The 25,024-nt window shown below is 55.9% G+C and carries 16 protein-coding genes; 5 read left to right on the top strand and 11 right to left on the bottom strand.

Features of this window, described 5'->3' with window-relative positions; genetic code table 11:
• Positions 1-57 precede the first annotated feature (57 nt).
• Positions 58-894 carry an alpha/beta fold hydrolase gene (locus tag B3X29_RS06520; RefSeq protein WP_156654477.1) on the top strand — a complete coding sequence of 279 codons (837 nt, stop codon included), beginning with the start codon at positions 58-60 and terminating at the stop codon, positions 892-894.
• 47 nt (positions 895-941) lie between these two features.
• On the opposite strand, the gene B3X29_RS06515 is transcribed toward B3X29_RS06520, so the two are convergent.
• The 5 genes from B3X29_RS06515 to B3X29_RS06495 form a co-directional block, all read right to left on the bottom strand.
• Positions 942-2,123: a PLP-dependent aminotransferase family protein gene (locus tag B3X29_RS06515; RefSeq protein ID WP_290513044.1), complete on the bottom strand. Its 1,182-nt coding sequence runs from the start codon at positions 2,121-2,123 to the stop codon at positions 942-944.
• Positions 2,124-2,256: 133 nt separating this feature from the next.
• Positions 2,257-4,251, bottom strand: coding sequence for a TonB-dependent receptor domain-containing protein (locus tag B3X29_RS06510; protein WP_159338905.1), 1,995 nt, complete (start codon positions 4,249-4,251; stop codon positions 2,257-2,259).
• Positions 4,252-4,261: 10 nt separating this feature from the next.
• Positions 4,262-5,323: a YncE family protein gene (locus B3X29_RS06505; protein ID WP_159338903.1), complete on the bottom strand. Its 1,062-nt coding sequence runs from the start codon at positions 5,321-5,323 to the stop codon at positions 4,262-4,264.
• A 105-nt stretch (positions 5,324-5,428) separates the two neighbouring features.
• Entirely contained in the window at positions 5,429-6,736 is a 1,308-nt protein-coding gene (locus B3X29_RS06500) for a type II toxin-antitoxin system HipA family toxin (RefSeq protein ID WP_103179601.1), read from the bottom strand.
• A gap of 3 nt (positions 6,737-6,739) precedes the next feature.
• On the bottom strand, positions 6,740-6,991 hold the full coding sequence (locus B3X29_RS06495) for a helix-turn-helix domain-containing protein (protein ID WP_156654482.1): 252 nt from the start codon (positions 6,989-6,991) through the stop codon (positions 6,740-6,742).
• Between the two features lie 814 nt (positions 6,992-7,805).
• On the opposite strand from B3X29_RS06495, the gene B3X29_RS06490 reads away from it, so the two are divergent.
• Positions 7,806-11,597 carry an NAD(P)-binding protein gene (locus B3X29_RS06490; protein WP_159338901.1) on the top strand — a complete coding sequence of 1,264 codons (3,792 nt, stop codon included), beginning with the start codon at positions 7,806-7,808 and terminating at the stop codon, positions 11,595-11,597.
• On the opposite strand, the gene B3X29_RS06485 is transcribed toward B3X29_RS06490, so the two are convergent.
• Complete coding sequence (locus B3X29_RS06485; protein ID WP_159338899.1) at positions 11,592-14,909, bottom strand: DEAD/DEAH box helicase; 3,318 nt, start codon at positions 14,907-14,909, stop codon at positions 11,592-11,594. The two genes, B3X29_RS06490 and B3X29_RS06485, sit on opposite strands and share 6 nt — an antisense overlap.
• A gap of 267 nt (positions 14,910-15,176) precedes the next feature.
• Here B3X29_RS06485 and B3X29_RS06480 point away from each other — a divergent pair, with 267 nt between their 5' ends.
• Positions 15,177-16,514 carry a glycoside hydrolase family 10 protein gene (locus B3X29_RS06480; protein WP_159339319.1) on the top strand — a complete coding sequence of 446 codons (1,338 nt, stop codon included), beginning with the start codon at positions 15,177-15,179 and terminating at the stop codon, positions 16,512-16,514.
• A 48-nt stretch (positions 16,515-16,562) separates the two neighbouring features.
• Here B3X29_RS06480 and B3X29_RS06475 read toward each other — a convergent pair whose 3' ends face one another.
• Positions 16,563-16,973, bottom strand: coding sequence for an ASCH domain-containing protein (locus tag B3X29_RS06475; RefSeq protein WP_159338897.1), 411 nt, complete (start codon positions 16,971-16,973; stop codon positions 16,563-16,565).
• Positions 16,974-17,039: 66 nt separating this feature from the next.
• A complete protein-coding gene (locus tag B3X29_RS06470; protein ID WP_103179606.1) occupies positions 17,040-17,660 on the bottom strand; it encodes a LysE family translocator in 621 nt (206 codons plus the stop codon).
• Between the two features lie 147 nt (positions 17,661-17,807).
• Here B3X29_RS06470 and B3X29_RS06465 point away from each other — a divergent pair, with 147 nt between their 5' ends.
• Together B3X29_RS06465 and B3X29_RS06460 are read left to right on the top strand one after the other, a co-directional pair.
• The gene (locus B3X29_RS06465) at positions 17,808-18,035 is read left to right on the top strand and encodes a hypothetical protein (protein ID WP_103179607.1); all 228 of its coding nucleotides are present in this window, start codon (positions 17,808-17,810) and stop codon (positions 18,033-18,035) included.
• 119 nt (positions 18,036-18,154) lie between these two features.
• Positions 18,155-18,439, top strand: coding sequence for a VF530 family DNA-binding protein (locus B3X29_RS06460; RefSeq protein WP_103179608.1), 285 nt, complete (start codon positions 18,155-18,157; stop codon positions 18,437-18,439).
• On the opposite strand, the gene glgX is transcribed toward B3X29_RS06460, so the two are convergent.
• Genes glgX through treZ form a run of 3 tightly spaced genes read right to left on the bottom strand, consistent with a single transcriptional unit; the run spans position 18,436 to position 24,838 of the window.
• Positions 18,436-20,511, bottom strand: a complete 2,076-nt coding sequence (gene glgX / locus B3X29_RS06455) for a glycogen debranching protein GlgX (protein ID WP_103179609.1) — start codon at positions 20,509-20,511, stop codon at positions 18,436-18,438. The two genes, B3X29_RS06460 and glgX, sit on opposite strands and share 4 nt — an antisense overlap.
• A 26-nt stretch (positions 20,512-20,537) precedes the next feature.
• The gene (treY, locus tag B3X29_RS06450; protein WP_159338896.1) at positions 20,538-23,054 is read right to left on the bottom strand and encodes a malto-oligosyltrehalose synthase; all 2,517 of its coding nucleotides are present in this window, start codon (positions 23,052-23,054) and stop codon (positions 20,538-20,540) included.
• Complete coding sequence (gene treZ / locus B3X29_RS06445; protein ID WP_159338894.1) at positions 23,054-24,838, bottom strand: malto-oligosyltrehalose trehalohydrolase; 1,785 nt, start codon at positions 24,836-24,838, stop codon at positions 23,054-23,056. The genes treY and treZ overlap by 1 nt, the downstream gene beginning before the upstream one ends.
• Positions 24,839-25,024 lie beyond the last annotated feature (186 nt).

The following is a 25,024-nucleotide window of genomic DNA, read 5'->3' as shown; positions in this document are numbered from 1 at the left end:
TTAACTGCGGACGCAGCCCACTTCACTCAGGTTCTTTTATTCCCCGAGAGGTCTATCATGTCATTTGTTACCACCAACGATGATGTCAGTATCTTCTATAAAGATTGGGGTCCTAAAGATGCACAGCCCATTTTCTTCCACCACGGCTGGCCATTAAGCGCTGACGACTGGGATAACCAGCTGTTGTTCTTTTTAGCTGAAGGTTTCCGCGTTATTGCCTCCGACCGTCGTGGTCATGGCCGCTCAAGTCAGGTCAGCGATGGACACGATATGGATCACTACGCCGCCGATGTGTCTGCCGTTGTGGAACATCTGGATCTGCGTAACGTTGTCCATGTTGGTCACTCCACCGGCGGCGGACAGGTTGCGCGCTATGTGGCGAAATACGGTCAACCGCAGGGTCGCGTGGCGAAAGCGGTATTAATCAGTGCCGTACCGCCATTAATGGTGAAAACGCCGGAAAATCCAGGCGGTACACCGTTGGAGGTTTTTGATGGATTCCGTAAAGCGCTGGCCGCAAACCGGGCGCAATTTTATCTCGACGTGGCGACGGGCCCCTTCTACGGCTTCAACCGAACGGGGGCTGAAATATCCCAGGGGACTATTCAGAACTGGTGGCGGCAAGGGATGATTGGCAGTGCGAAAGCGCACTATGAAGGCATTAAAGCCTTTTCAGAGACGGACCAGACCGACGATCTAAAAGCGATCACCGTGCCGGTGCTTATTTTGCAGGGTGATGACGATCAGGTGGTGCCTTATAAGAATGCCAGCCTGCTTCAGGATGAACTTATCAGCAACAGCACGCTGAAAGTTTATCCAGGCTATCCTCACGGGATGCACACCACGCACCCTGATACGATCAACAAAGACTTACTCGATTTTATCCGCAGCTAAGTCAATGATTCGGGTGGCCTTCGCCACCCGTTTTACTTCCGCGCCCCTTATAAGGAGGCTTTCAACCGTGCGACCGCCTCTTGCAGATTTTCATCCGTGACGCTGACGTAGGACATGCGCAGCGTGTTGTGATCCGGCTCGTTACAGTAGAAGAACTCCCCTGGCACGTAAACCACGCCGTTATTGAGGGTCTTTTTCAGCCACTCGGTAGTATTCATCTCATATTTGAATTTCGCCCACAGGAACATGCCACCCATCGGTTTGTGGAACGTCAGGTGATCGCCCAGGTCGCGCTCCACCGCCTGGCAGAGGATCTCGCATTTATGTTTATAGGCGTCACGGATCAGCGCGATTTGTCCCGCCAGTCGTCCCGTGGTGAGATAGTGATAAGTGAGCGACTGCGACAATGTGCTGGTGTGTAAATCGGTGGCTTGCTTGAGGATCACCACCTGACGCTTCACCCAGTCCGGCAGCACTAACCAGCCTACCCTTGCCCCTGGCGCGAGGATTTTTGAAAAGGTCGAGGTGTAAATCACGTTATCGCTGCACCCCATCTCTGCCGCCCAGGCTTTTAATGGCGTGAAGGTGTTGTCGGTAAAATTGATTTCGCCGTAGGGATCGTCTTCGATAATCACAAAATCGTAGCGCTGCGCTAATTCCACCAACTGCCTGCGGCGCTGCTCTGTCAACGTAACCCCGCCTGGGTTGCCAAACGTCGGTACGATGTAGACCGCTTTGATCGGCGTGGTCTTAACCAGCGCTTCGAGCTCATCAATGATCATCCCTTCGCCGTCGGTACCCACCGACATCAGGTTAGTCTCTGCGAGCTGCAGAACCTGCAGGGCCGCGAGATAGGTTGGACGTTCAACGACAACAATGTCGCCCGGATTGATCAGCGCGCGCGCCAGAATATCCAGTGACTGCTGGGAACCGGATGTGACGACCACCTCGTCGATACCGCAGCGGATCCCCCTGCCGCTCAGCAGCTGGCAGATTTCGCCGCGCAGCTCCGGGATACCTTCGCTCAGACCGTACTGAAAAGCATCCTTCCAGGTGCTGGAGAGCACCTTTTCCATTGCCATTTCCAGCCCTTCGCGATCGAAAAGATCCGGATTGGGAATGCCCCCGCCGAGTGAAATCACCCCTTCCATCTTGCTGTGTTTTAATAGTTCTCTGATCGCCGATGACTGGAGGTTTTGTACTTTGTGGGCAATTTTGTTCTGCGACATCTCTCGTTATCCTGGTTGGTTGTCTCCCAATCTAAGTATCACATGTCGGCGGGTTTGATAATCACTTTCTGTGGCAGAAAAGCGAGGAATAACAATTGCAGAAGCCGGAGCACGACGGCTCCGGCAGTAAGGTTCAGAACTCGATACGGGCGCCGAAGTTATAGCGGCGGCCTTCCAGCATCGAAGACTGGTTGTACGAGGTGCGGTAAATCGGGTTTGCGTCAAACAGGTTATAGATGCCGGTCATTAACGTAACGTTCTTGTTCAGATGGTAACGTGCCCCTAAATCAACCAGCGCGTAGGCTTCTGTTTCGCTGGATTTACCGATGTCCGGTGAGGTGCTGCGCCAGCTCGCTTTGCTCCATAACTCCAGGTCGTTTAGCGCCTGCCATGTCAGAGAGACGTTAGCCATGCTTTCCGGGAAGTCGCTCAGGGCGTAACCCTTATACTCGCCGCTCTGCTGTTCGCTGTGAGTCCAGGTATAGTTGGCATTGGCTCTCAACGATGAGGTGACCTGCCAGTCGCCGTTCAGCTCCACACCGTAGATTTCGGCATCGCTGACGTTGAAATACTGGAAGACAGAGTCAGCGACGTAACCATTATACCTGCACTGCTGCGAGGCCGACGTGGTGCAAATGACCCGGTCGCTGATTTTGTCCTTGAATTTGGTGTAGAAGACGGTCGCGTCCAGCGCCAGCGCATCCTGCTGCCAGTAGACGCCAAGCTCGGTGTTGACGCTCTCCTCCGGTTTGAGATCGTCATTACCGATGCCTATTTCCGAATAAGGATAAGTCCCATACACGCTGGTAAAGCCGGCATTATTCTGGCGCAGATCCGGTTTTTTATAGCCCGCCGACACACCGCCCTTCAGCGCCCAGTTTTCATCAAGGGTCCAGTTGCCGTAGAGCTTAGGCGTGACGTGATAACCAAAGTAGCTGTCGTGATCCAGACGCGCCGAGGTCGTTAAGGTGAAATCCGGGACGATCATCCACGCATCTTCGGCGAATACCGCCCAGCCGTTGCGCGATATTTCGCTCACCGGCGTTACGCCCGGCGCCTCTTTATCTTTAATGCCGAACTCATCATCCAGCTCATTGCGGGTAAAGTTGATGCCCAGCGTCAGCTTGTGGTCGCCGAGGGTAAAGGTGTTGGCGCTGTTCGCCTCGTAGTTTTTCTGGGTAATAAACTGTGATGCCATTCCCGGCACGCGGTACTCGGTTTTCGCTTTCTCGTAGCTGACGAAGTTCTTCACCTCCAGTATGTCGCCATACCAGGCGTGCTGCGACAGCGAAGCCGCGTCGCGGTCGAAGCCCCAGTACCACTGTTTATCGTTATGCGTTTTCTCCTGATTCCCTTTCGTAGCATTCAGATCCCAGAGCTGTGTCTCCGTTGGCGACAGGGCGATCGTCGCGTCCAGGTTGCCGGACTGATGCTTCACAAAACGCTCGTCGTTGACGCTGTCATCGTCGCGACGGTCGAGATAATCCGCGGCCACGCTCACCCCCAGTTTACCGGGGATCACCGGGCCCATCACAAAGGCATTAGTCTGGTTGGTGTTGCCGTACTCGCTCTTCTCCTGCAGGAAGTAGTTATCCTCCAGGACGCCGGTCCACTTCTCCAGGTTGTACGCTTTTTTAGTGATGACGTTGACCACGCCGCCGATGGCGTCAGAACCATACAGGGATGACATCGGCCCGCGGATCACTTCGATGCGCTCGATGGCGGCCAGCGGTGGCATAAAGGCGGCCTCGGTACCGATATGGTGGCCGTACGGGCGGGATTCGCGGGTGGCCTGTTTGATGCCGTTCACCATGTAGGAGGTATAGGTGGAGTCCATCCCGCGCATCTGGACATCGCCAGTCGCCAGGCTGCCGTGGCCGTTACCCACCAGGAGACCCGGCATCTCGCGCAGGGCTTCGGTGACGTTCTGGTTAGAGCGGGTGTTCAGCTCCTTTTCATTCACCACCGAGATGGTTGCTGGTGCCTCGCGACGCTCCTGGCTGAAGCCGGTCGCGGTCACGACCAGCTCATCTTCGTTGACGGCGGTGGATTCCGCGGCGAAAACGGCCGCAGGAAGATTTGCCAGGGCGAGCGAAACCGCCACGGCCATGCGTGTCTGCTTTATCACAACAGGATCCTTAGAGCTGGGTTAAATCAATCTTGAGCACGTAGTCAGCTTTGTGAGCTTTCTCATCCTGCTTGACGCTGGCATAGAGCGTGCTGGCATCGGCAGACAGCACCAGGCTGTTTGGCATCGCCGTGGTTTTAATGGTGTGTTTCAGGTGATAAGTGGTCGCATCGATCACGCTAATCTGGCGATCGTTACGATGGGTGACGTAGACCTCTTCCCGCGCCGGGTTATACAGCACGCCAACGGAATTAGGAGTCGGTACACGATGAAGCAGCTTGCCGGTGTCCAACTGCACAACCAGCAGATCTTTGTTGTTGGTGTCGGCGATATACCCCATCCCTTTGCCACTGTTTAGTGCGATATTCAGGAAATAGTGCTCCGGATCGGCAGGATCGACCTTCACGCGGCTGAGCAGCCTGGATGTTTTAGCATCCAGCGCGATCAGCTCCCCGACGCCAGACACGACATACACCTTGTCGCCCGCTTCATCTACTGCAAACCCGACCGGCTCAAGTTTTTCAAGGGTTTGGGCCAGGGCCTGCTTCTGGGTATCCACAACCCAGAGTAACCCTTTATCCTTACGCCCTATCCCGGAGACATAAAGACGCTGATGCTTCTTATCCAGCACCACTTCACGCAGGTGCACGCGATTTTCTGGATCTGACGTGTCGCTCAGCTGAATTGTTTTAATGGCTTTATCAGTACGGGTATCGAGCAGCGTGACCGACCCTTCCAGCGAATTACCCAGATAAAGGCGATGATTTTCTTCGTCCAGCGCGACGGCGAATGTGCGACGTTCCGTGGGGATCTTCGCTTCAATTTGCAGCGTCTGCGCCGCCAGCTTAAAGACCAGTCCGTCCGTTTTGTCTTTATCAAAGGAAGGCGCTGACGCGGCATAAAGGGCCTGCTGGCCCTTATCGTAGGCCAGCTCGTACACGCCGTGCCCAAGTGGTTGGGTGACGAAATCTTTCTCGGTAAAGGTTTTAGCGAGTGCAGCGCCAGAGTGCATTGCCAGGGAAATGGCGACGGCACACAGAGTTTGCTGTATTAGGGCAGAGGGAGTATGCATGTCATTTTTCTTTACAGTTGCTTACGTAAAGACAAATGATAATGAAAATAAATATCATTAACAATTGCAAATGGCTTTTACTACCCTACCAATTTTTGTACCAATTTAATCAAAGCGGCTTATTCTCGCCGCCTGGCTTACCAGACCGCGGAAAATCGCCTCGCTTATCTGTTCCGGAAAATCCGCTGGCAATTCCGCCCTGACGGTGGCGATCGCCTCATCCGTGCGGTCGGCCATCTCTTTCATCAGCCTCCGGGCGATCTCCTGCGAAAAGCCTGCGTGCGCAGCGGTACTGATAAAGTGACGCGGCTGGATCATCGCGAAATGGTACTGGCGGTTTTTGCCCTGTAATGCCATGGCCATCTTCGCTTTTTTGGCCGGGATACTCCCTGCCTCAAACAGCGGAAAGGCCGAAATCACATCGTATAACGGGGCCATGCGAAACGAAGAGTCCGCTTCGATAAACAGGCTGAAATTCTTACCGTGACCATCAATCGCGGCCAGCATCCAGAACAGGATCTGCGCTTTGAAGAACATCTCCCGATCCTGCGCTGCCAGGCGGGAACCGAGCAGCAGTTTCATGGCATCGGCGATGCCCGGCCCGCCGTGGGACTCATACTTCAGTGCCGGAGCGATGCCCAGCGCCTGACAAAAATCTTCCTGCGGCAGGCGCATCAGCCACCCGCTGCGGGCCCAACGGCGATCGAAGCGTTCAATAATCAGCACTTTTTTGCGACTAAAGGTGGCCATTTCGGCATGCGCTACCGGAAATCCAAAGGCTTTTGCGATCCGTAAGCAGAGCCACTCGTTTTCACAGCTCTCGCTGAGATCGATATTGTTCTGCTCTATTCTGCCGATCGGTAATTTGAATATATGGCTGGTTGGTGTACTACCCTGAGGCCGCTGCCAGCGATCCTGATACCATAGCAACGCCGTTTTCTCCTGCGCCCCGGCCAGCGAAATGCGAAAATCAGCCCCCTCTTCGCTCATCCCTAACGGGGCCATCTGGTAACCCTCCAGCAAGGAAGCAATCTGCTCGTCATCCAGCGGTTCGGCGACGATATCCATCACCGATGGGATCTCCAGCCCCGGTGGATAGAGCTGAATGGCACCCACGCAGTCTCGTCCGACACTGGCGAGCAGATCAAAGGGATGTGCCGTCTCAACCTGAAAACGGGCCTGCATGCGGGCGATTATCGCCTCTGAGTCTGGCAACAGGTTGCTGAAAAAATTGAAGACCTGCTTTCCGCGGATCCTCCCGTGCTGGAGCGGCAAAGAGAGCGAAATGGCACGTGCGCCAGGCTCTGCCAGCCACTCGGGCGCATACTGAAATGACATCGCGCCGCTGCCATCACGATGCAGCGTACCCACCACTTCGCCATTCATGGCAACAGTCAGACGTTGAGCGCGCATCGTTTACCACTCCTTTGTCCAGCTGGCATGATCGGGCAGCGTCGAGCCTCTTTTCACCACGTGAAGTTCCAGATCCAGCGCCGAGAGAATTTTGAACAGGGTTTCCAGCTTGGTGGATTCAGGTTTGTTCTCGAAATCCGATACCGTGGTTTGTTTAATGCCAACCTGTTCAGCGGTCTCTGATTGCGTTAACTTATTGACCTTACGCTGATCTTTGACAGCCTGCGCCAGTGCGCCTGCCGAGGTCACTTTCATGCTTACCCCCTATAGCGGATATTCAAGGAAAATCCCCTATAGGGGATAAAACAAGAATAACCCCTCTGGCGGTTAAATTCAATTTACTCCCTTTAGGGGATAAAAAAGGGACGGCTACCTCTTTTTTCTGATAAGCGATGATTCAGGGCACAATGTTTAGGTTTGTTTAAAAGTAAAGGCACACTGTATGTTGTAACTATTTAGATCTGTTTACAATATACCCTATGAGAGGAAACTAATACTCCGTTATTTATATTCCCGCAGCGAGAAGCTATCGGAATTAAATATCCGAATCACTAATTAACAGGCCAAGGACGCTAAGACAAAAGTGCCAGAAAACAACAGAGATCATGAAGAGAGCAATCCAGCAAACTAACGAAACGGGCAAGGCTTATTTAAAGGCCCGGTTAAGCATTATTATCGTTTAACCGAAACGGATCCCATAAAAAAAGCGCCACCAGCAGACAATGATTTTGTTCATCTTTTTAACTGCCGAAGCCGGACATTGCTGAAAAACGCCGCGTAGCGCCGGAAACTCAGGCTATCATTGATGAATAAGACAGTGATTTTTTCTCATTGAAGACCAGGATGTCTAAATACAACGGGTGAACTCCGGGGTATTCCTGTTGCCCTGTTTCGCTGCTTACAAAATATGTAGGGAGGATGGTTATGGTTGAATGTTATACAAAAAATAATACTCGCTATTTTCTAAAATTTTATTTTCTGCCATAGGTGTGGGTAATTAAAAAAAGGCCAATGAATTTAAACGCGCTGGCCAGGTATATTTAAAAAGGCCCATGAGGGAGCAATGTATATGGCGATATTCAGGTCATTCTGGCAGGCAGGATTCGAAGGCGCTGATTTTATCACCCGGGCGGGTCATCCCCTTTCAATGGATAACGCAACGGCGCATGACGTACGGCATGCCGAGGATTACCGCGCGCTTAAGCCCTTCAACATGCACACGGTAAGAGAGAGCGTCGGCTGGCGACTTGTTGATAAATCAGGTGGTTACGACTTTACTAACGTCGCAAAAAAAATGATGTCGGCAAAAGAGAGCGGTATCCAGATTTGCTGGACAATCTGTCATTACGGCTTTCCCCCTCATCTCGATTTTTTCTCAACAGAGTTTGTCTCTCGCTTCGCCCACTTGTGTGGCTCGCTGGCGGCGTTTTTGCGCCCCTGGTATGAGGAGCCGCCGGTCTACTCACCCGTCAACGAAATCTCATTCACAGCCTGGGGCATTGCGGAAGGATTGTTTCCTACCTCCCCTCCAGGCGTGGGCGAAAGCGAGCGGGTCAAGCGACAACTCGTTCGTGCCGCCATAGCCGCCTGCGACGCCATTCTGGCGGCCGATCCCAGAGCGCGAATTTTACATTGCGACCCGTTAATCCATCTGATTTCACCGGATGACGATCCTGCAAATATTGAGCAAACCGAGGCGTTTCGTACCGCGCAGTTTCAGGCGTGGGACATGCTGACGGGCAGGCATGAGCCTGAGCTGGGTGGCCATCCGCGCTATCTGGATCTGCTGGGCGCCAATTACTACCACGACAATCAATGGATGATGGGCAACAACCAGCGGCTGCCGTGGCATCTGGGTGACGGTCGGCGACGGCGATTGCACGGAATGTTGCAGGAGACCTGGGAGCGTTATCGCCGCCCTATTCTGCTTGCTGAAACCAGCCATGTGGGTAGCGGGCGCGGCGCCTGGATTAACGATGTCGTCTCAGAGGTGGCTCAGGCGCAGCTGGCCGGCGTAGAGGTTGCGGGCATTTGCCTTTACCCGATTATCGACCGCCCCGACTGGGAGAATAACGCAAACTGGCATCACTCTGGCTTATGGGATGTGAGGCCCGACAAAGAGCGAGAGCTGAATGCCGTTTACGCCCGGGCTCTTAAACATGTCCAGACCCGGCTGGAACACTTTCACCAACTAACTGGCGTCACTACCTGCACCAGCACAGAGGTATCAGGCATGAAAAAAATCTATGTTTTTAGTCATCTGCGCTGGGATTTTGTTTTTCAGCGCCCGCAGCATCTGATGACACGGCTTGCTCAGCACTATCAGATCGTCTTTATCGAAGAGCCGTTGCATTCCGTTGGAAAACCCGAGCTGAAGATTTCCCAACCCGCGCCGAATGTGACGGTTATTCAGCCGCAGACACCGTCAACAGAGCCGGGTTTCCATGATGGACAGATCGCCTGGCTGGAAACACTGCTGGCGGAGATACGCGAAGAGGATGAAACTCCGGTCGTCTGGTTCTACACGCCGATGGCCCTCCCTCTGCTGAAGGTCTTTGCCCCCGCCGTTGTGGTGTATGACTGCATGGATGAACTGGCCGCCTTTGAAAAAGCGCCCCGCCAGCTGTTGCAACGTGAGTCAGCCCTGCTGACGCGGGCGGATATTGTCTTTACCGGCGGGCCAAGCCTGTATGCGGCAAGAAAAGGACGCCACCCGAACATTCACTGCTTTGCCAGTAGCGTGGATGCGGTGCATTTTGAACAGGCGCTGGATCGGGCCAATCACCATCCTCTGCAGGACACTATTCCGCACCCGCGCCTGGGCTATTACGGCGTAATCGATGAACGTATGGATTTGTCGCTGATCGCCGCCCTTGCCGATGCGCACCCGGAGTGGCAAATCGTGATGGTTGGTCCGGTGGTGAAAATAGACCCGTCAACCCTGCCGCAACGAAGCAATATCCATTACCCTGGCATGCAGCCTTATCAGGCCCTGCCCCATTTCCTTGCCGGGTGGGACGTCTGCCTGATGCCGTTTGCGCTGAATGAATCCACCCGCTTTATCAGTCCGACGAAAGTGCTGGAATACATGGCCGCGCAGCTTCCTGTGGTGAGTACCGCCATCGCTGATGTTGAAAAACCTTATGGCCACATTGTGGCGGTCGCCAGGGATCATGCCGCCTTTGTGGCCGCCTGCGAAGAGGCGCTGGCATTGTCTGAGGAAGAACGCGCTTCGCAGCGGCAGATCATGCAAAACATCGTCGCCAGCACCTCCTGGGACACAACCGTGCAAAAAATGCATGAGCTGATTGGGCAGGCGCTCTCTCGTCATCAGGCGCAGGAGACGGCGACAACGGATGCCGGAGGCGAGGATGTCTCACCTCAGGCAGTTTTACGCCTCATCCCCCCTGCCAGAACGGGTTCAGAAGTAGAGCCATGCTTAATTCTGGGTGCCGGGCCAACCGGCCTGAGCGCGGCCTATCATTTTGGCGAAGGGGCAACCTTACTGGAGCGTAATGAGACGGTGGGAGGCTTGTGCCGCTCGGTTCAGGACAAGGGATTTACCTTCGATTATGCGGGACACATTATGTTTTCCGCCGATGAAGAGGTGCTGGCGTTATACAACATCTTACTGGGTGACAATATTCACTGGCAGATCCGCGAAGCCTGGGTCTATACCGACGGCGTCTATACCCGTTATCCCTTCCAGGGATCGCTTTACGGCTTGCCGGCCCCGGTGATCAAGGAGTGTATCCTGGGGGCCATCGAGGCGCGTTACGGTACCGGGTCAGAGGTGAAAAGCATGGCCTCGACCTGTGGCAATAATGCCGAGACGCATCGCCGCCATCATCATGACTGCTGCGCCGATGGCGCGGTGCCGGACTACACCAGCACAGGCCAGAACCTACCGCCGGAAGGCAGTTTTGAAGCCTTCATCTATGAAACATGGGGCAAAGGGATCGCCCGTCATTTTGCTATTCCCTACAATAAAAAATTATGGACGGTGCCACTCTCAGAGATGGAGACCTCATGGCTGGGCGGACGCGTCCCCTTGCCCGATCTGGACCAGATCATCGAAGGTGCGCTGGGCGAAACGGCGAAGCCTATGGGACCCAACGCGCGTTTCGGCTACCCCCTGAAAGGCGGTTTTCAGGCGCTGATGTCCGGCTTTGTGCCGCACATAAAGGGCCGCATTGAGACCGGCGCCGAGGTCAGTAAAATCTACGTTAATCAGCATATTGTCGTGCTCTCTGACGGCAGGCAGTACCGCTATGAGCAGATGATCAGCACGCTGGTGCTGCCGGAGCTTATCCGCCTGATGGGCGACGAAGTACCGCCAGAAATCCGTAAAGCCGCAAAAGCCCTGCGCCATGTCTCCGTCCGCTGCGTCAATCTGGGCGTTAATCGTGACACCCTGACGGATAAACACTGGATCTACTACGCTGGCAAAACCGTATTCCACCGTATTTTCGTGCAGGGCAACGCCAGCCCGTTCTGCAGTCCGCCGGGTGCGTGCGGCCTCACCTGTGAGATAAGCTACTCCCCGGACAAACCACTGCCCGCTGACGGCCAGGCGCTGATCGACAGATGTATTCAGGAGTGCATCGAGGTGGGGATCATCTCGGAAACCGATGAGATCCTCACCAGCAATCAAATCGATATTCCTTACGCCTATGTCATCTATGACCAGCAGCGTAAAGAGAACGTTGAGATGATCAGAAAATGGCTGTTGCTGCACGGCATCACGCTGGCCGGACGTTACAGCGAGTGGGAATACTACAATTCGGACCATGCGTTTATCGCCGGAAAGGCGGCGGTTGAGAAAGTTCGCCAGTCTGCGTACCGCCACTCCGTGTCATAGTGGTGACAGTGTCACGCAGCGTAATAAGAGGGCACGAAATGTGCCCTCTTTCCGTTTACTCAGCGGGTAAACCGTTCGCCAGCGTGGAGAAGTAGCGCTGTTTCTGCCACTCCGTACGATTACCGATGACGTACAAGCGTTGTTTCGCCCGGCTGACTGCAACATTGAGCAGATTAGGCCGGCTGGCCGCCCATGATTGGCGCCGGGCCGCTGAACATTTCCCCCCAGGACAAATATCACAATGCTGGCCTCTTTACCCTGAGTGGTATGCACTGTGCCGGTCTTTTGAGTGTCAAACCCAAGTTCAGACGCCAGCTGGGATAATTTCTGCGCACAATCTTTGAACGGTGAAACCAGGAAAATATTGTCTGGCTTTACGCCATGACTATCCCGCAGGCCCGATAACAACCTTCTGACCGCTTCACCTTCCTCTGCAATCCAGTTACCTTCACATGCCTTGCCTTCGACATCAATCCAGCAACTTTCCGGCAAGGGCAAGGGTACCGCCTTTTTCCCATGAACCATGAGACCGTCATAAGCAACCGCATTACTGACGGTGAACATCGGATCGTCACAGCGGCGATGAACGCGAAGCGGACAGCCAACCCAGACCTGCCCATTATCCGGGTCAGGTAAAAGCGTGCCCAGATCCATCGTGTGATCGGCCAGGATTTGTGCCGACACCATTCCCGGCCACCAGCACGCTGAAACGCCATAATGCTGCGCCAGCGCCCCTTCCACGACTTTAGCGATCCCGCTAACCGGTTCCAGCTGCTTTGGATCGCCTACGACAACCGTTCGGGTTGCACGCCAGATGGCGCCTGCGGCCTGCTGGGGTAACGCCTGACCCGCTTCATCAATAAGCAGCCAGCCAATCGCTTCCCTGCCGATCCGTTTAAACATGCGCGGGACGGAAGCAAAGGTCGTTGAAATAACGGGAACGACAAGCGTGAGGGAATTAAGCGCCAGCTCAGCCTGCTCCTCTGACAAATTCTTGCCTTGTAGCCAGTTGCTCACCAGATTGATGTTGCTGATAAACGGCTCCGGGTGATGCTCAATAAAGGCCCTGTGAACATCCAGTGCGGCCAGGAACAACGCCTGTCGGGCTTTTTGCCACGCGCCGTCCGCCCAGGGCGCGGACTTCTCTCGCACCTCATCGCTGGCATGCGGATCGGGCCAGACATCACCCAGTGCCGATTTTGCCTCTTCTGACCGCGCTTGCGTTGAGATAAGCTCCAGGTGCATCTCGCTCAGAGCACGATCAATCTCCTGCAACTGCCGCGTCTGGTCCGTAACGCTCTTCTCTGCCTCCTTCTCTTTGTGTTCGAGGGCATCCCGTTCGGTCTGGTAAACCCCCATCTTTGCGCGAAGGTGATCGCTCTCCTGGGTTAAACGATGATAACGCTCCCGCCATTCACGATGGGCGCGTCCCCATGTGGAGAGCCAGTCCAGGAATGTAGGCTTATGGGAACCATGCTGTTCCAGGCGCTTGCCGGCAGCCTCAAGCTGCCCGCTCCATTCTGCAAAACTGGCCTGATGCTCGATTTTTTCAACCTGGATCTTCGCCAGCGCCTCCTGAGCCTCAGTCAGTTGGTCTGCCGACAGTGTCCGGGCGTCGCGCTTTTCCAGAATGCGCTGATGAATCTCATCGATCTGTTGATCCAACGTTGCGTAGTCGATCAGCTGCTTACGTATGGCCTCTTCCCGCTCCTGCGCCTGTTTATAATTCAATTTCGCCTTATCCCAGGAGATGGCCGGTTTTCTTTTCCCGGCTTTTATCAGTCTGAGATGGTAAGCCAGCCCTTCTCCCCGCTGAGGCGTGAACGTATCAGGAGGCAATAACGGCGTATTCTTATTCTCTTCCGGTTTTCTCCACCAGAACACCTTCATAAAGGTGTTCCTGTTGCCTTTGTTGCCCAGTCTGGCCGCCAGCAAACCCCAACCCGGCTTACCGATCAGTTCAGAAACCAGATCGGCAAAATAATCACTTTCGCGATGCACGCTTTCCGGCACGGCGTCTGCGCCGGGCAGTTCAAGTGAAATATTTTCCACTGCGCCGTTATTTGCGGAGGCAACGACAATCGAAGACCCCTTTATTGCAGGATGCAGAGGATAGTAAGGGTATCTGTCGTCCCCAAGGATGAGCATATTTTTGCCCGCGAAGACCTCATCTTCATGGCGAATCAACCTCCCGGCCCGGTGCGTCACCACCGCGGCAACCACATCCCGCAATAAGGTGGTTTTCCCTGTCCCGGGAGGACCATTCACGGCAAAGATACCGGCTTGATCGGCGTGGCGGCGCCAGATCTCGTTAACCGCCAACTGTTGGCTGAAAGCCAGAGGATAAGGCGAAGGCCAGGCGCCCGCAGGCGGTTGCGTGGGAAGCAATCGCTGAAAGGCGAGCCGTAAACCCTCAGGAGAACGTAGATCGATACGCGCTCTGTCAGGTTCAGAGACAGCACGCATATACTCAACGAATCCCGGTCCTGCATCGTTTTGCTGCCAGGCGTGACCAAGATTACGCAGCTCGCTGATATAAAAACTGTTTAATAAACCATCCTGAACGGGATCAACCCTCTTTTCTTTATCTTTGTTATCCGGTGTTGGCTCCTCCCCGGCGGGCTTCGGTGCCTTAACCTGGATACATTTCACAAGACAGACAAACTCAGATTCCAGGGTTGAGTGCGGGAAAAGCGTTTTATCAACCACCAGCGCCACCAGCTTCTGGATCCAGTCGATATCCGGGCTGTACCCGTTAGCCTCTAAAAGCGAGGCTTCATCGGCTATCCATTGCATAAGACGCAGGGTTAAGGCATCGAAACCGGCGAACCCACTATCAACAAGAGGAAGGGTATCGCCTGGAAGGGGTAAGTCGGAGAAATCCACGGGAACGTTGTTCTCAAGCGCCGCCACGCCATCCTTATGATGCAGGATTTGACCGGCAGCCCATGCGGAGAGCGACAGCATAAATGTCTGATATAGCGGTATGCCCTGCTCATTGAAGCTAATATCAAAAAGCCGACTGTTGACACGTCCCCTCTCTTCAACGACATCATCATGCGCGCCAATCTTCTCTTCCAGTTGCTGAGAAAGCGCCGTGGCATCATAAACACCGCATTGCGCGGTATAGAGCCAGACTTTGTCATCCTTAAGAGGTTTATCGGTGTGTCTGGTATCACGCCAGGGGAGATTGCCACCTTGCGCAATTTTATAGGCTGGCCGGAACAGATCGTCGGGATTATCTTTGTCGAGTTTCTGAGGCGTGAGCGCCTCGACCGCTTTCCAGAACTGAAAAATGTGTTGTGCCTGCATCTGCTGTTGAAATACCTGAGTAGGAGGTGATCGTTCGGCTGTTTGGCGCATTGCTAAGCAGCAAGAGTAAAATACTTACGCGAACAAATAATACCCCTGGTAACAAATGGGTCAACCTTGCAGACAACAGAAGAACGCTATAGTCAACTGAACCCTAACACATTTTTCGCTGAACAATTGAAACCCAGGGGGACAGACAACAGGGTCACAGCATTGACTTCCCTCCGAATAGAACGACAATAAACGTACCCGGCGACATTTGTATAACTGGAGCTTATCATCGCCTGTTCACGTCGTTCTCAGCTTGCCACTCACCTTAAGCGCTCCGGTGCGCTCATCGCCGCGCTTTTACTGGTCAGTTGCAGCTCAACTCCCCCCAAATCTCTGGTGACGCCGCTAACGCCGGTGGCGAAACAGCCCCTGCCCGATAAAACCGCACGCCACGAGCCGGTGCGCGGCGTCTGGCTGGCTACCGTCTCCCGTCTCGACTGGCCGCCCCAGGCGTCAGTGAATGGCCGCAGCGCAGAGTCGCGGAATGCCATGCAGCAGAAGGCCCTGACCGATAAGCTGGATAACCTGAAAAACCTCGGGATCAACACCGTTTTTTTCCAGGTGAAACCGGACGGCACAGCCCTGTGGCCCTCTAAAATATTGCCGTGGTCAGATATGCTGACCGGCAAAATAGGTGAAGATCCCGGGTACGATCCCCTGCAGTTTATGCTGGATGAAGCCCACAAGCGTGGGATGAAAGTGCATGCCTGGTTTAACCCTTACCGCGTCTCGACCAATATCCGCCCGGGTACGGTCGCCGAGTTGAACCAAACCCTGAAGCTGAATCCACCCAGCGTCTTTGTCCTGCATCGGGAGTGGATCCGCACCGCGGGCGATCGCTTTGTCCTCGACCCCGGCATCCCGGAAGTCCGGGACTGGATCACCAGCATCGTGGCGGAAGTGGTGTCGCGCTATCCGGTCGACGGCGTGCAGTTTGATGACTACTTCTATGCCGAGTCCGCAGGCTCGAAGCTGAACGACAGCCAGACCTATCGCCAGTATGGTCAGGGCTTTGACTCAAAAGCCGACTGGCGGCGCAACAATACCCAGCAGCTGATTACCCAGGTGTCGCGGACCATTAAACAGCTAAACCCGAACGTGGAGTTTGGCGTCAGCCCGGCAGGCGTATGGCGTAACCGCTCCCACGATCCGGCCGGGTCCGACACCCGGGGTGCGGCAGCCTATGACGAGTCTTTCGCCGACACCCGCCGCTGGGTGCAGCAGGGTCTGCTGGACTACATCGCTCCCCAGCTCTACTGGCCTTTTGCCCGGGATGCGGCGCGTTATGACGTGCTGGCAAAGTGGTGGGCCGGCGTGGTGAAACCGACCCATACGCGGCTCTATATTGGGGTGGCGCTCTATAAAGTGGGCGAACCCTCGAGCAAAGAGCCCGACTGGACGGTGAAAGGCGGCGTGCCGGAGCTGAAAAAACAGCTCGATTTGAATGAATCCGAGCCAAATATCGACGGCACGATTTTGTTCCGCGAGGACAATCTGAATCAGCCCCAGGCGCAGGATGCGGTGCGGTATTTGCGGACGCGTTGGGGATCGTGATGCAGAGGCGGCTGTCCGCCTCTGCTACAAAGAGACTGAGCGCTTAAGTTACAGGCGTTCAACAACCTCAAACTCTTCAGCAATCAGCGCCATATCCTCCGAAAAAGAACCTTCCTGCGTAAAGAAGCGCTGATGCTCTTTGCGCCAGTACTCGAGACTTAAATCGCCTTCGCCCTCTTTACAGGCAAACTCAGCGGTGACATCACAAAAACGCACCAGACGCGCTGAAACCAGCCTGACAACGCAGGCTGGTCGCGCTTGCCCATCCACGATAATGATGTAACCACCAATGGTGGAGCTCGCGCCTTCTTGCTGATAAGAGGCCAGGGAGCCACAGGTGGCTGTTTTTATCCCCTTTCTGATCAGGTCTGCAAGCTCGCTGGCCAGTGCCGGGCTGTCACCCATCTGCCAGACAGCCGCACCTGGATGCTTCACTGTTAATTCATCAACTGCGGTCATAAAATCCTCTTAATCGCCTATGAACATAATGCCGGGGGCGCTGCGCTTGCCAGGCCTGTAACGGCACTATCGCGAGCTGAGCGCAAGTTTAGCGGCGAAGGCTAAAAACAGACATCCTGTCGCTCTGTCCATCGCTTTAACGACGCCGCTTTTTCTCAGGATGGCCGAGGCAAAGTGGGTGGTTAAAATCAGCGTGACCGACCAGAGCGTACCGATTGCCACGTGAATAGTGACAAGAATAAAGGTCCATATTACAGGAGAATGCCCGGCAGGAATAAATTGCGGTAAGAAAGAGAGATAGAAAATGCCCATTTTGGGGTTAAGCACATTTCCCAGCATGCCTTTGATAAACCAGTTCCCACTGGCAGCGATATTGTTCTCGCCATGACTGAACGTTGAGCGAGGACGCCTCAGCAACTGTACGCCCAGCCAGCACAGGTACGCGGCGCCACAGAATTTGAGTAAGGTATAAGCCAGCACAGACACTGCCAGCAGCGCACCCAGACCGAATGCGACAAGCGCACCCCAGATGAAACAACCCACATCAATACCCAGCGCAGCCTGAAAGGCTTTTTTACCGCCTTCCGCGCAGGCGGTGCGCAGAATGAGTGCCGTATCCAGGCCAGGCGTCAGGGTAAGTAAAAGCGCAGCGAAAGAGAAAGCGAGAAGTGAATCGGTGACAGACATGTTGTTTATCCGAAAGAGTGGATGCTATCCACTTTACGCCTTGCGATCAACCTCTTAGATTTGGGGAGAGTTCATATCAGGTAGTAGCCACAGAACGACCGTTGGTCTATTGTGAAGGTCATAACAACCCGTCGGGAATAATGCACTATGGATAATCCCTTACTTCAGAAAGCGATCGTTGCCTTTATTCTTGTGCTGTGGGTTGTGAGTGAATTCAGGGCTAAAGCCAAAAAACAGCATTCTGATCCTGCCATTGCAGAAGCAGATGCCAGAGAACGCAACGCATGGCGTTATTTAATATGGGGCTTCCGGGCAATTCAGATTGCAGCAATGGTTTATCTCTTCACATTATTGCTCCAGTTTTTACTGGCATAAATTCCAGTAAGATTGAGGCAATAATCGGCCTGTAATGTCGACGGGTAACGTTGCTGGTTTCCCGCTTTTCTTGTACCCTTCCCCGCTTTCAGAACTTTGATAATAATAACCGGACGCATATGACCGCTCACCCTTCCAGAGATCCGCTGCACGGCGTCACCCTTGAGATGATGGTTAACGCCCTCGTGGCGCGCTATGGCTGGGCGCAGCTGGGCAAGCTGATTAAAATCAACTGCTTTAACAGCGACCCCAGCGTCAAATCCAGCCTCAAATTTTTGCGCCGCACGCCCTGGGCTCGCGCCGAAGTCGAAGCGCTCTATCTGGATTCGCTGGAAGATACCGCGCCGGCCAAAGCCGACGACGATACCTCCAGCCCCTGGGAGAGAGCCCGGGCTAACCGTTAAGGTCGACGCAACAGCACGATACTGCGGCCCGCCAGCGGGAAGTCACTATCCGGGGTGATAGCCTGGCCCAGGTTGTCATCCTGTACCGTACTTAGCTCCAGCACCCAGCCACCCTCGCCGCAATCCGGGATACGGAACGGTACCGCAGCCTCGTATGGATTGATCAGCAGCAGCACCTCCTGCCAGATCCCGTTTGCAGCCTCTAAATCGGCCCGGGTCAGATAGAGCCCAAGGGTGGTGCCTTCATCCCAGTGTTCTGGCAATTGCAGGCCGCCACCCGCGTTGTACCACAGGATCTCCATCCCATCACGCCAGCTCTCGCGGCGTAACAGCGGCTGGCGGGTACGCAGCTCAATAAGATGCCGGGTAAAATTACGCAGCATCTCGGCGCTTTCCGGCAGATCCTCCCAGTGCACCCAGCTGATCTCGCTGTCCTGACAGTAGCCGTTGTTGTTCCCCATCTGGCTGCGGCCAAACTCATCCCCCGCCAGCAGCATCGGCGTACCGTGAGAAAAGAGCAGCGTGGTGAGGAAGTTGCGCTTCTGCTGTTCGCGCAGGGCGTTAATCTGCTCGTCGTCGGTAGGCCCTTCGGCGCCATAATTCGATGACCGGTTATCATTGTGGCCGTCGTTATTATCTTCCCCGTTCGCCTCGTTGTGCTTCTCGTTATAAGAGACCAGGTCGTTCAGGGTAAAGCCGTCATGGGCAGTGATAAAGTTGATGCTCGCCCACGGACGGCGCCCGCGCTGGTCGTAGAGATCGCCGGAACCGAGCAGACGCGCGGCGAAGTCCGAGGAGACGTTATCCCCGCGCCAGTATTCGCGCACGGTATCACGATATTTGTCATTCCACTCGCCCCAGCCTGGCGGGAATCCCCCGACCTGATACCCGCCAGGACCGATATCCCACGGCTCACCAATCAGTTTCAGCCGCGAGAGCAGCGGATCCTGCATCATGGCATCGAAAAAGCCCCCGCGCTGGTCGAACCCTTCCGGCTCGCGACCCAGAATGGTACCGAGGTCAAAACGGAAACCGTCGATATGCATCGATTCGGCCCAGTAGCGCAGAGAGTCCATGATCATCTGCAGCACACGGGGATGGGAGGTATTCACCGTGTTGCCAGTCCCCGTGTCATTCACATAGTAACGATGCTGGCCTGCAATGGTCCGGTAGTAGGAAAAGTTGTCGATCCCCTTGAAAGAGAGCGTCGGGCCCAGCTCGTTGCCCTCGGCGGTGTGGTTATAGACCACATCCAGGATCACTTCGATACCCGCATCGTGGAAGGCGCGCACCATATCGCGGAATCCCTGGATGCCGTTCGGACCGTAATAGCGGGATGCCGGGGAGAAGAAGTTCAGGGTGTTATAACCCCAGAAGTTTTTCAGCCCCCTGTCCAACAGATGTTGATCGTCCGGGAAGGCGTGCACCGGCAGCAGCTCCACCGAAGTAATGCCGAGGCTTTTGATGTAATCGACAATCGCTTTATGCCCCATCCCTTCAAAGGTGCCGCGCAGCTCAGGCGGAACGGCCGGGTGAAGCTGGGTAAAGCCCTTCACGTGGGTTTCGTACAGAATGGTTTCAGACCACGGCACCGCCGGGCGATGCGGATCCTGCCCGTCAAACACCCGGGGGTCGATAACCCGGCATTTCGGCGTAAACGGCGCGCTGTCGCGGGTATCAAAGCTGAGATCGAGATCGTCATGCCCCAGCTCATAGCCAAAATGGGCGGCGTTCCAGTTCAGCTCGCCGGTTAATGCCCGGGCATAGGGATCGAGCAGCAGTTTATGCGGGTTAAAGCGGTGGCCGTTTTCGGGATCGTAAGGACCATACACACGATAGCCATACAACGCGCCCGGCTGCAGATCCGGAACGTAGCCGTGCCACACTTCGTGAGTGTATTCCGGTAGCTCCAGGCGGGCAATTTCATGCTGGCCAGTCGGATCAAACAGACATAGCTCAACGCGTTCGGCACAGGCCGAAAAGAGCGCAAAATTGACGCCTTTGTCGTCATAGTTTGCGCCGAGCGGGTAACTCTGCCCCGCCTCAATCTGATAGATCTTATTATTTGCCATAACATCTCTCCCTCGAACCATCATTATTAGCCGCAGGCCAGTAACACCCGCCAGCAATCCTGTGCATCATGTAACTTCAGGCTTTCGCCCGGTATAACGATTTCACCGCTGAAACAGTCCTGATAGCGACGCCCGGCCAGTTCAGCAGGCAAGACAACCTCCGTATCGCCCCACAGTGCCGCGCCGGTCAGTGGAAACGTCTGTGCGGCGCTGGCAAACGCCAGCCGTGGGGCGACCACGATCAATACGTCGTCGTCATCCACGCGGGCAAAGGCGATAGCTTTGTCCGCCCTTTCCCCCCGGGTCAGCAACGCGACATAGCTGCCCAAGCGGAACAGCGCCGGTTTACGCTGGCGCAGATTCAGCAGCGTGCTGGTGACATACACCTTAAGCTGGCCGTCGAGCCAGCTCGCCTCACGGGAGGCGGTATGCACATCAGCGCTGTTGAGCTGCTGGCTGAGCTGCGCGAAATCCGGCTCGCGGCGGTTATCGGGGTCGACGAGGCTAAAGTTGAGCCCCTCGCTGCCCTGATAAACATCCGGTACGCCCGGAGCGGTCAGTTTGATCACCGTCTGGCTCAGGCTGTTTACCAGCCCGGCGCGGATAAACGGGCGTAACGAGGTGCTGAAGTCGCGCAGAAAATCCTGATTGTCCGGCGAGAGCAGATGGCGGGCATACTCCAGCACCACCGTCTCATAGGCTTCGTTGCTGTCTACCCAGTCGGTACGCAGCTTGGCCTCGCGCAGGGCTTTCTCCACAAAAGCCAGGAAGCGCGCTTCCAGCGCATTCAGACCCGCCGAATCCTGGGGATCGAGTGCGGGTGGCCAGACCCCCGCCAGCGCCTGATATAACATCCAGGTGTCAGCGGCTCGCGGCGCGGTGCCATCGTTCAGAAAGCGGACATGGGTCTGGTTGAGTTGCTGCCAGCGGGCCACGCACTCGGCCCATACCTGCGGCGCTTCGGTCAGGGTATAGAGCCGGGCGCGGGCATCTTCCCCGCGCTTGGTGTCGTGGGTTGAGGTGCCCGAGAGCGCATCCGGCTGGCGTTCACGCCGCGCCGTCATTTCGGTATGGAAACGTGTCAGTGAGAAGGCGCGCGGCACCGGTTCGGCCCCGACTTCGTTAAGCGCCAGATCCATGTGCTGACGGAAAAAGAGCGTGTCTTCAACGGATTTCGCCATCAGCGGCCCGGTCAGCTGCTGGAAACGGGTGCGGAACTGGCTGGCGGTATCGCGGGCCTCATCGCTGACCTCGCCGGTCAGGATACGGGTCAACAGCGTGAGCGCGTCCGGGTCGGCGTTAACGTGGGTCAGCACGTTTTGTAGCAGCCGGATATCCGCGCCGGACATCCCCTGCGCGGTGCCATAGGTGCGATAGACCGGGAAGGCCACCAGCAGCTCCCGCAGCGCCAGGCGCAGCAGCTCTTCATCAATCGCCACCCCCTCCACCTGCGCCAGTTTTTTGGCCAGCGTCAGCAGCGTGGAGAACTCCCCGGCGAAATTGCGATCCACCATCAGCAGGCGCGCCGCACGCAGTTCAGCGTGCATGTCCACCGGGCTACCCACCACCGCGTCGTAGGCCTGACGCAGGCTGTCGATTTTGTCGTCATCCACCAGCACTTCCGAGAGCGAGGCGATGAATTCATACCCGGTCGTGCCGGAGATGGGCCAGTCTGCGGGGAGGTTCTCCCCTTTACTGAGGATCTTCTCTACCGTGATGTAGCAATCGGCTCCCGCCTCCTGCCGCAAACGTTGCAGGTAAGCGCGCGGGTCGGCCAGACCATCCACATGATCGATGCGCAGCCCGTCCACCGCCCCCGACCGCACCAGGGCCAGGATCAGGGCATGGCTGTCATCAAAGACCGCGTCGTCCTCAACGCGCACACCCACCAGACCGGTGATCTCGAAGAAGCGCCGCCAGGAGAGATCCCGCGGGGCGTCGCGCCAGCTGCTGAGCCGCCACGGCTGCTGGTCATGCAGGCGTGCAATCGCCTCAGGCTCGCGCAGGTTCAGAACCTCTTCCTCGCGCCCCATCCAGCTCTCCGGGGTGAGCGGATAGAAGTTGTCATAAACGGCCAGCGCCGGTTTACCGGTGTTGGGATCGCGCTGGATGCTGATCTCCCCGTTTGCCAGTACCACGTCAAAGTCATCGCCCAGAAACGGCAGCGTCAGGCGGCGGGACCAGTCGATATCAAAGTGACGGGCATAGCGGCTCTTCTCGCCATGTTCAATCACATCACGCCACCAGGCGTTTTCCAGCGAGGTGGACATATGGTTCGGGACGATATCGAGAATCAGCCCCAGGCCAGCCGCCTTAAGGGCACTGACCAGCCGTTCAAATCCGGCGCGGCCACCAATGGCCGGGTCGATCTCATTGGCGTCGGTCACGTCATAACCGTGGGTCGAATCACGGGCAGCGGTAAAAATCGGCGAGGCATACAGATGGCTGATGCCAAGTTGTTGCAGATAGGGCACCAGACTGGCGGCACGATCGAACGTCATGCCATTACGAAACTGGATACGCCAGGTCGCTGTGGGGATCATCAGGTTGGTTCTCCAGGGGCAAAGCGGACAATAAGGGTGTCGGGCCGTAATTCGGTATGGATCTCAGGCCAGGCAAAGAGGGTTTCACCCGGCAGATCGGGCAACGCCTCCGTATGGCCGCCGACGTTAAACGCCAGCGACAGGGTTCCCCGTGGAAACGTCCAGGTGACTGCCACGCAGCCGGGTGCCAGGTCCAGCACCTTGCCCCCACCGTTGCGGGCGGTTGCCAGCAGCGGCACAATCACCTGCTGACGCAGCTGCAACAGGTGACGGGTAAAGCTCAACCAGCTTTCCCCCTCCGGCTGGTTAACTTTGTCCCAGTCGAGTTTCGATCGTGTAAAGGTCTCCAGCGCATTCGGATCGGGCACGCCCTCCTCCTGGTGGCTGGCATGGTCGGCGAACTCCTTCGCCCGTCCTTCCCGTACCGCCCGCGCAAGATCACCGTGAAAATCGGTAAAGAAAAGGAATGGCCGGGTTTCGCCGAACTCCTCGCCCATAAACATGAGCGGGATATGCGGCGACAGCAGCAGCGCGGCCAGCAGCACCCGGGTGCGATCCTCCCCGATAAGGGAGAGCAGACGATCCCCCTGCGCCCGGTTACCCACCTGGTCGTGATTCTGGATAAAGTCGACAAAGGCCACCGGCGGCTGGTCGATGCTTTTAACCCCGCGTGGCTCCCGGTCCCGGGGAGTGATTTCGCCCTGATAGGCAAACCCTTCCGCCAGCGCCCGGGCGACCCATTTTTCCGGCTGATGCGCAAAGTCCCGGTACCAGGCGTGGGTTTCCCCGCTGGCCAGGACGTGAATGGCATTGTGCAGATCGTCATTCCATTCGGCGGTATAAAGCGACGGGGAGCCATCCTCACCGTAAGGATGCAACGAGATAATGTTGCGGTTGTCTTCCGTGGTGAGATGGATCGGGCGATCGGTTATCTGCGCCCGGATGCGTTCAGCAATTTCAACCAGGATATGTTTTTCAGACGAATCTGCAATGTGATCGATGGCGTCGAAGCGCAATCCATCGAAGCGGAACGCCTCCAGCCAGTACAGCGGCACGCCGATCATAAACTGGCGCACGGGGGCCACATCGTAGGCGATGCCATTTCCCCAGGGGGTCATTCGCTCCGGATGGAAAAAGTCCGGGGAGAGGCGCGGGAGGTAGTTTCCCTCCGGACCAAAATGGTTCAGCACAATATCCAGCACCACCGACAGTCCCAGTCCGTGAGCGGTATCCACAAAGGCTTTCAGCTCATCTGGCGTACCGTAGGCGCTGTGCGGGGCATAGAGCAGCACTCCGTCATAGCCCCAGTTGCGATTGCCTCCGGCCTGCGATACGGGCATCAGTTCAATCATTGTGATACCCAGCGAGGCCAGATACGGCAGCTTGTCGGCTGCCGCGCGGAAGGTGCCTTCCGGGGTAAAGGTACCGATATGCAGCTCATAGACCACGCTCTCTTCCCAGCGTCGGCCCTGCCATTCAGTATTGCGCCAGACATAGCTGTCGGGATCGCACACCAGCGAAGGACCGTTGACATCCCCTTGCTGGGCGCGGGAGGCGGGATCCGGCACCGCAGTGCCGTCTGCCAGAATATAACTGTAGGGTGAACCGGGTTTGACGTAGTCAACCGTCAGTTCAAATCCGCCGTCACCGGTCGGGTGCATCGCCAGCGTTTCGTCGTTGAGGCGCAGGGAGACCTGCTCCTGACCGCTGGCCCATAGATGGAAGCGAACCGTGTTAGCATCAATGTGTTCACAACCCCAATACGTAATAGATTTAGCTGTCATTCCACCACCTCGTTTGACCCGTGTTCCTCAGGGTGCTTAACGTTTATCGTTACGCAGAGGGAAAAAGAGAAAGTGCGGCGGCAATCCGCCGCGCATGCACATCAAGCATAGACCAGGAAATTAATGTGAGATGGGTCACGACGAAGCGGCAGGAAAAGGTGTGGTCAGGGTATCGCCGGGTGGCGG

Source organism: Leclercia sp. UBA5076, assembly GCF_002416465.1.
Lineage (GTDB): Bacteria > Pseudomonadota > Gammaproteobacteria > Enterobacterales > Enterobacteriaceae > Enterobacter.
The sequence above is the reverse complement of the archived record's forward strand: the minus strand, read 5'-3'. Positions and strand labels throughout refer to the sequence as shown.

What these genes read in the sequence shown, in the direction of transcription:
- glgX (WP_103179609.1), bottom strand. Translation starts at nt 20,511, where the DNA reads ATGGCAAATAATAAGATCTATCAGATTGAGGCGGGGCAGAGTTACCCG.
- B3X29_RS06520 (WP_156654477.1), top strand. Translation starts at nt 58, where the DNA reads ATGTCATTTGTTACCACCAACGATGATGTCAGTATCTTCTATAAAGAT.
- B3X29_RS06505 (WP_159338903.1), bottom strand. Translation starts at nt 5,323, where the DNA reads ATGCATACTCCCTCTGCCCTAATACAGCAAACTCTGTGTGCCGTCGCC.
- B3X29_RS06475 (WP_159338897.1), bottom strand. Translation starts at nt 16,973, where the DNA reads ATGACCGCAGTTGATGAATTAACAGTGAAGCATCCAGGTGCGGCTGTC.
- B3X29_RS06495 (WP_156654482.1), bottom strand. Translation starts at nt 6,991, where the DNA reads ATGAAAGTGACCTCGGCAGGCGCACTGGCGCAGGCTGTCAAAGATCAG.
- B3X29_RS06485 (WP_159338899.1), bottom strand. Translation starts at nt 14,909, where the DNA reads ATGCAGGCACAACACATTTTTCAGTTCTGGAAAGCGGTCGAGGCGCTC.
- B3X29_RS06490 (WP_159338901.1), top strand. Translation starts at nt 7,806, where the DNA reads ATGGCGATATTCAGGTCATTCTGGCAGGCAGGATTCGAAGGCGCTGAT.
- B3X29_RS06515 (WP_290513044.1), bottom strand. Translation starts at nt 2,123, where the DNA reads ATGTCGCAGAACAAAATTGCCCACAAAGTACAAAACCTCCAGTCATCG.
- B3X29_RS06460 (WP_103179608.1), top strand. Translation starts at nt 18,155, where the DNA reads ATGACCGCTCACCCTTCCAGAGATCCGCTGCACGGCGTCACCCTTGAG.
- B3X29_RS06500 (WP_103179601.1), bottom strand. Translation starts at nt 6,736, where the DNA reads ATGCGCGCTCAACGTCTGACTGTTGCCATGAATGGCGAAGTGGTGGGT.
- B3X29_RS06465 (WP_103179607.1), top strand. Translation starts at nt 17,808, where the DNA reads ATGGATAATCCCTTACTTCAGAAAGCGATCGTTGCCTTTATTCTTGTG.
- B3X29_RS06470 (WP_103179606.1), bottom strand. Translation starts at nt 17,660, where the DNA reads ATGTCTGTCACCGATTCACTTCTCGCTTTCTCTTTCGCTGCGCTTTTA.
- treY (WP_159338896.1), bottom strand. Translation starts at nt 23,054, where the DNA reads ATGATCCCCACAGCGACCTGGCGTATCCAGTTTCGTAATGGCATGACG.
- treZ (WP_159338894.1), bottom strand. Translation starts at nt 24,838, where the DNA reads ATGACAGCTAAATCTATTACGTATTGGGGTTGTGAACACATTGATGCT.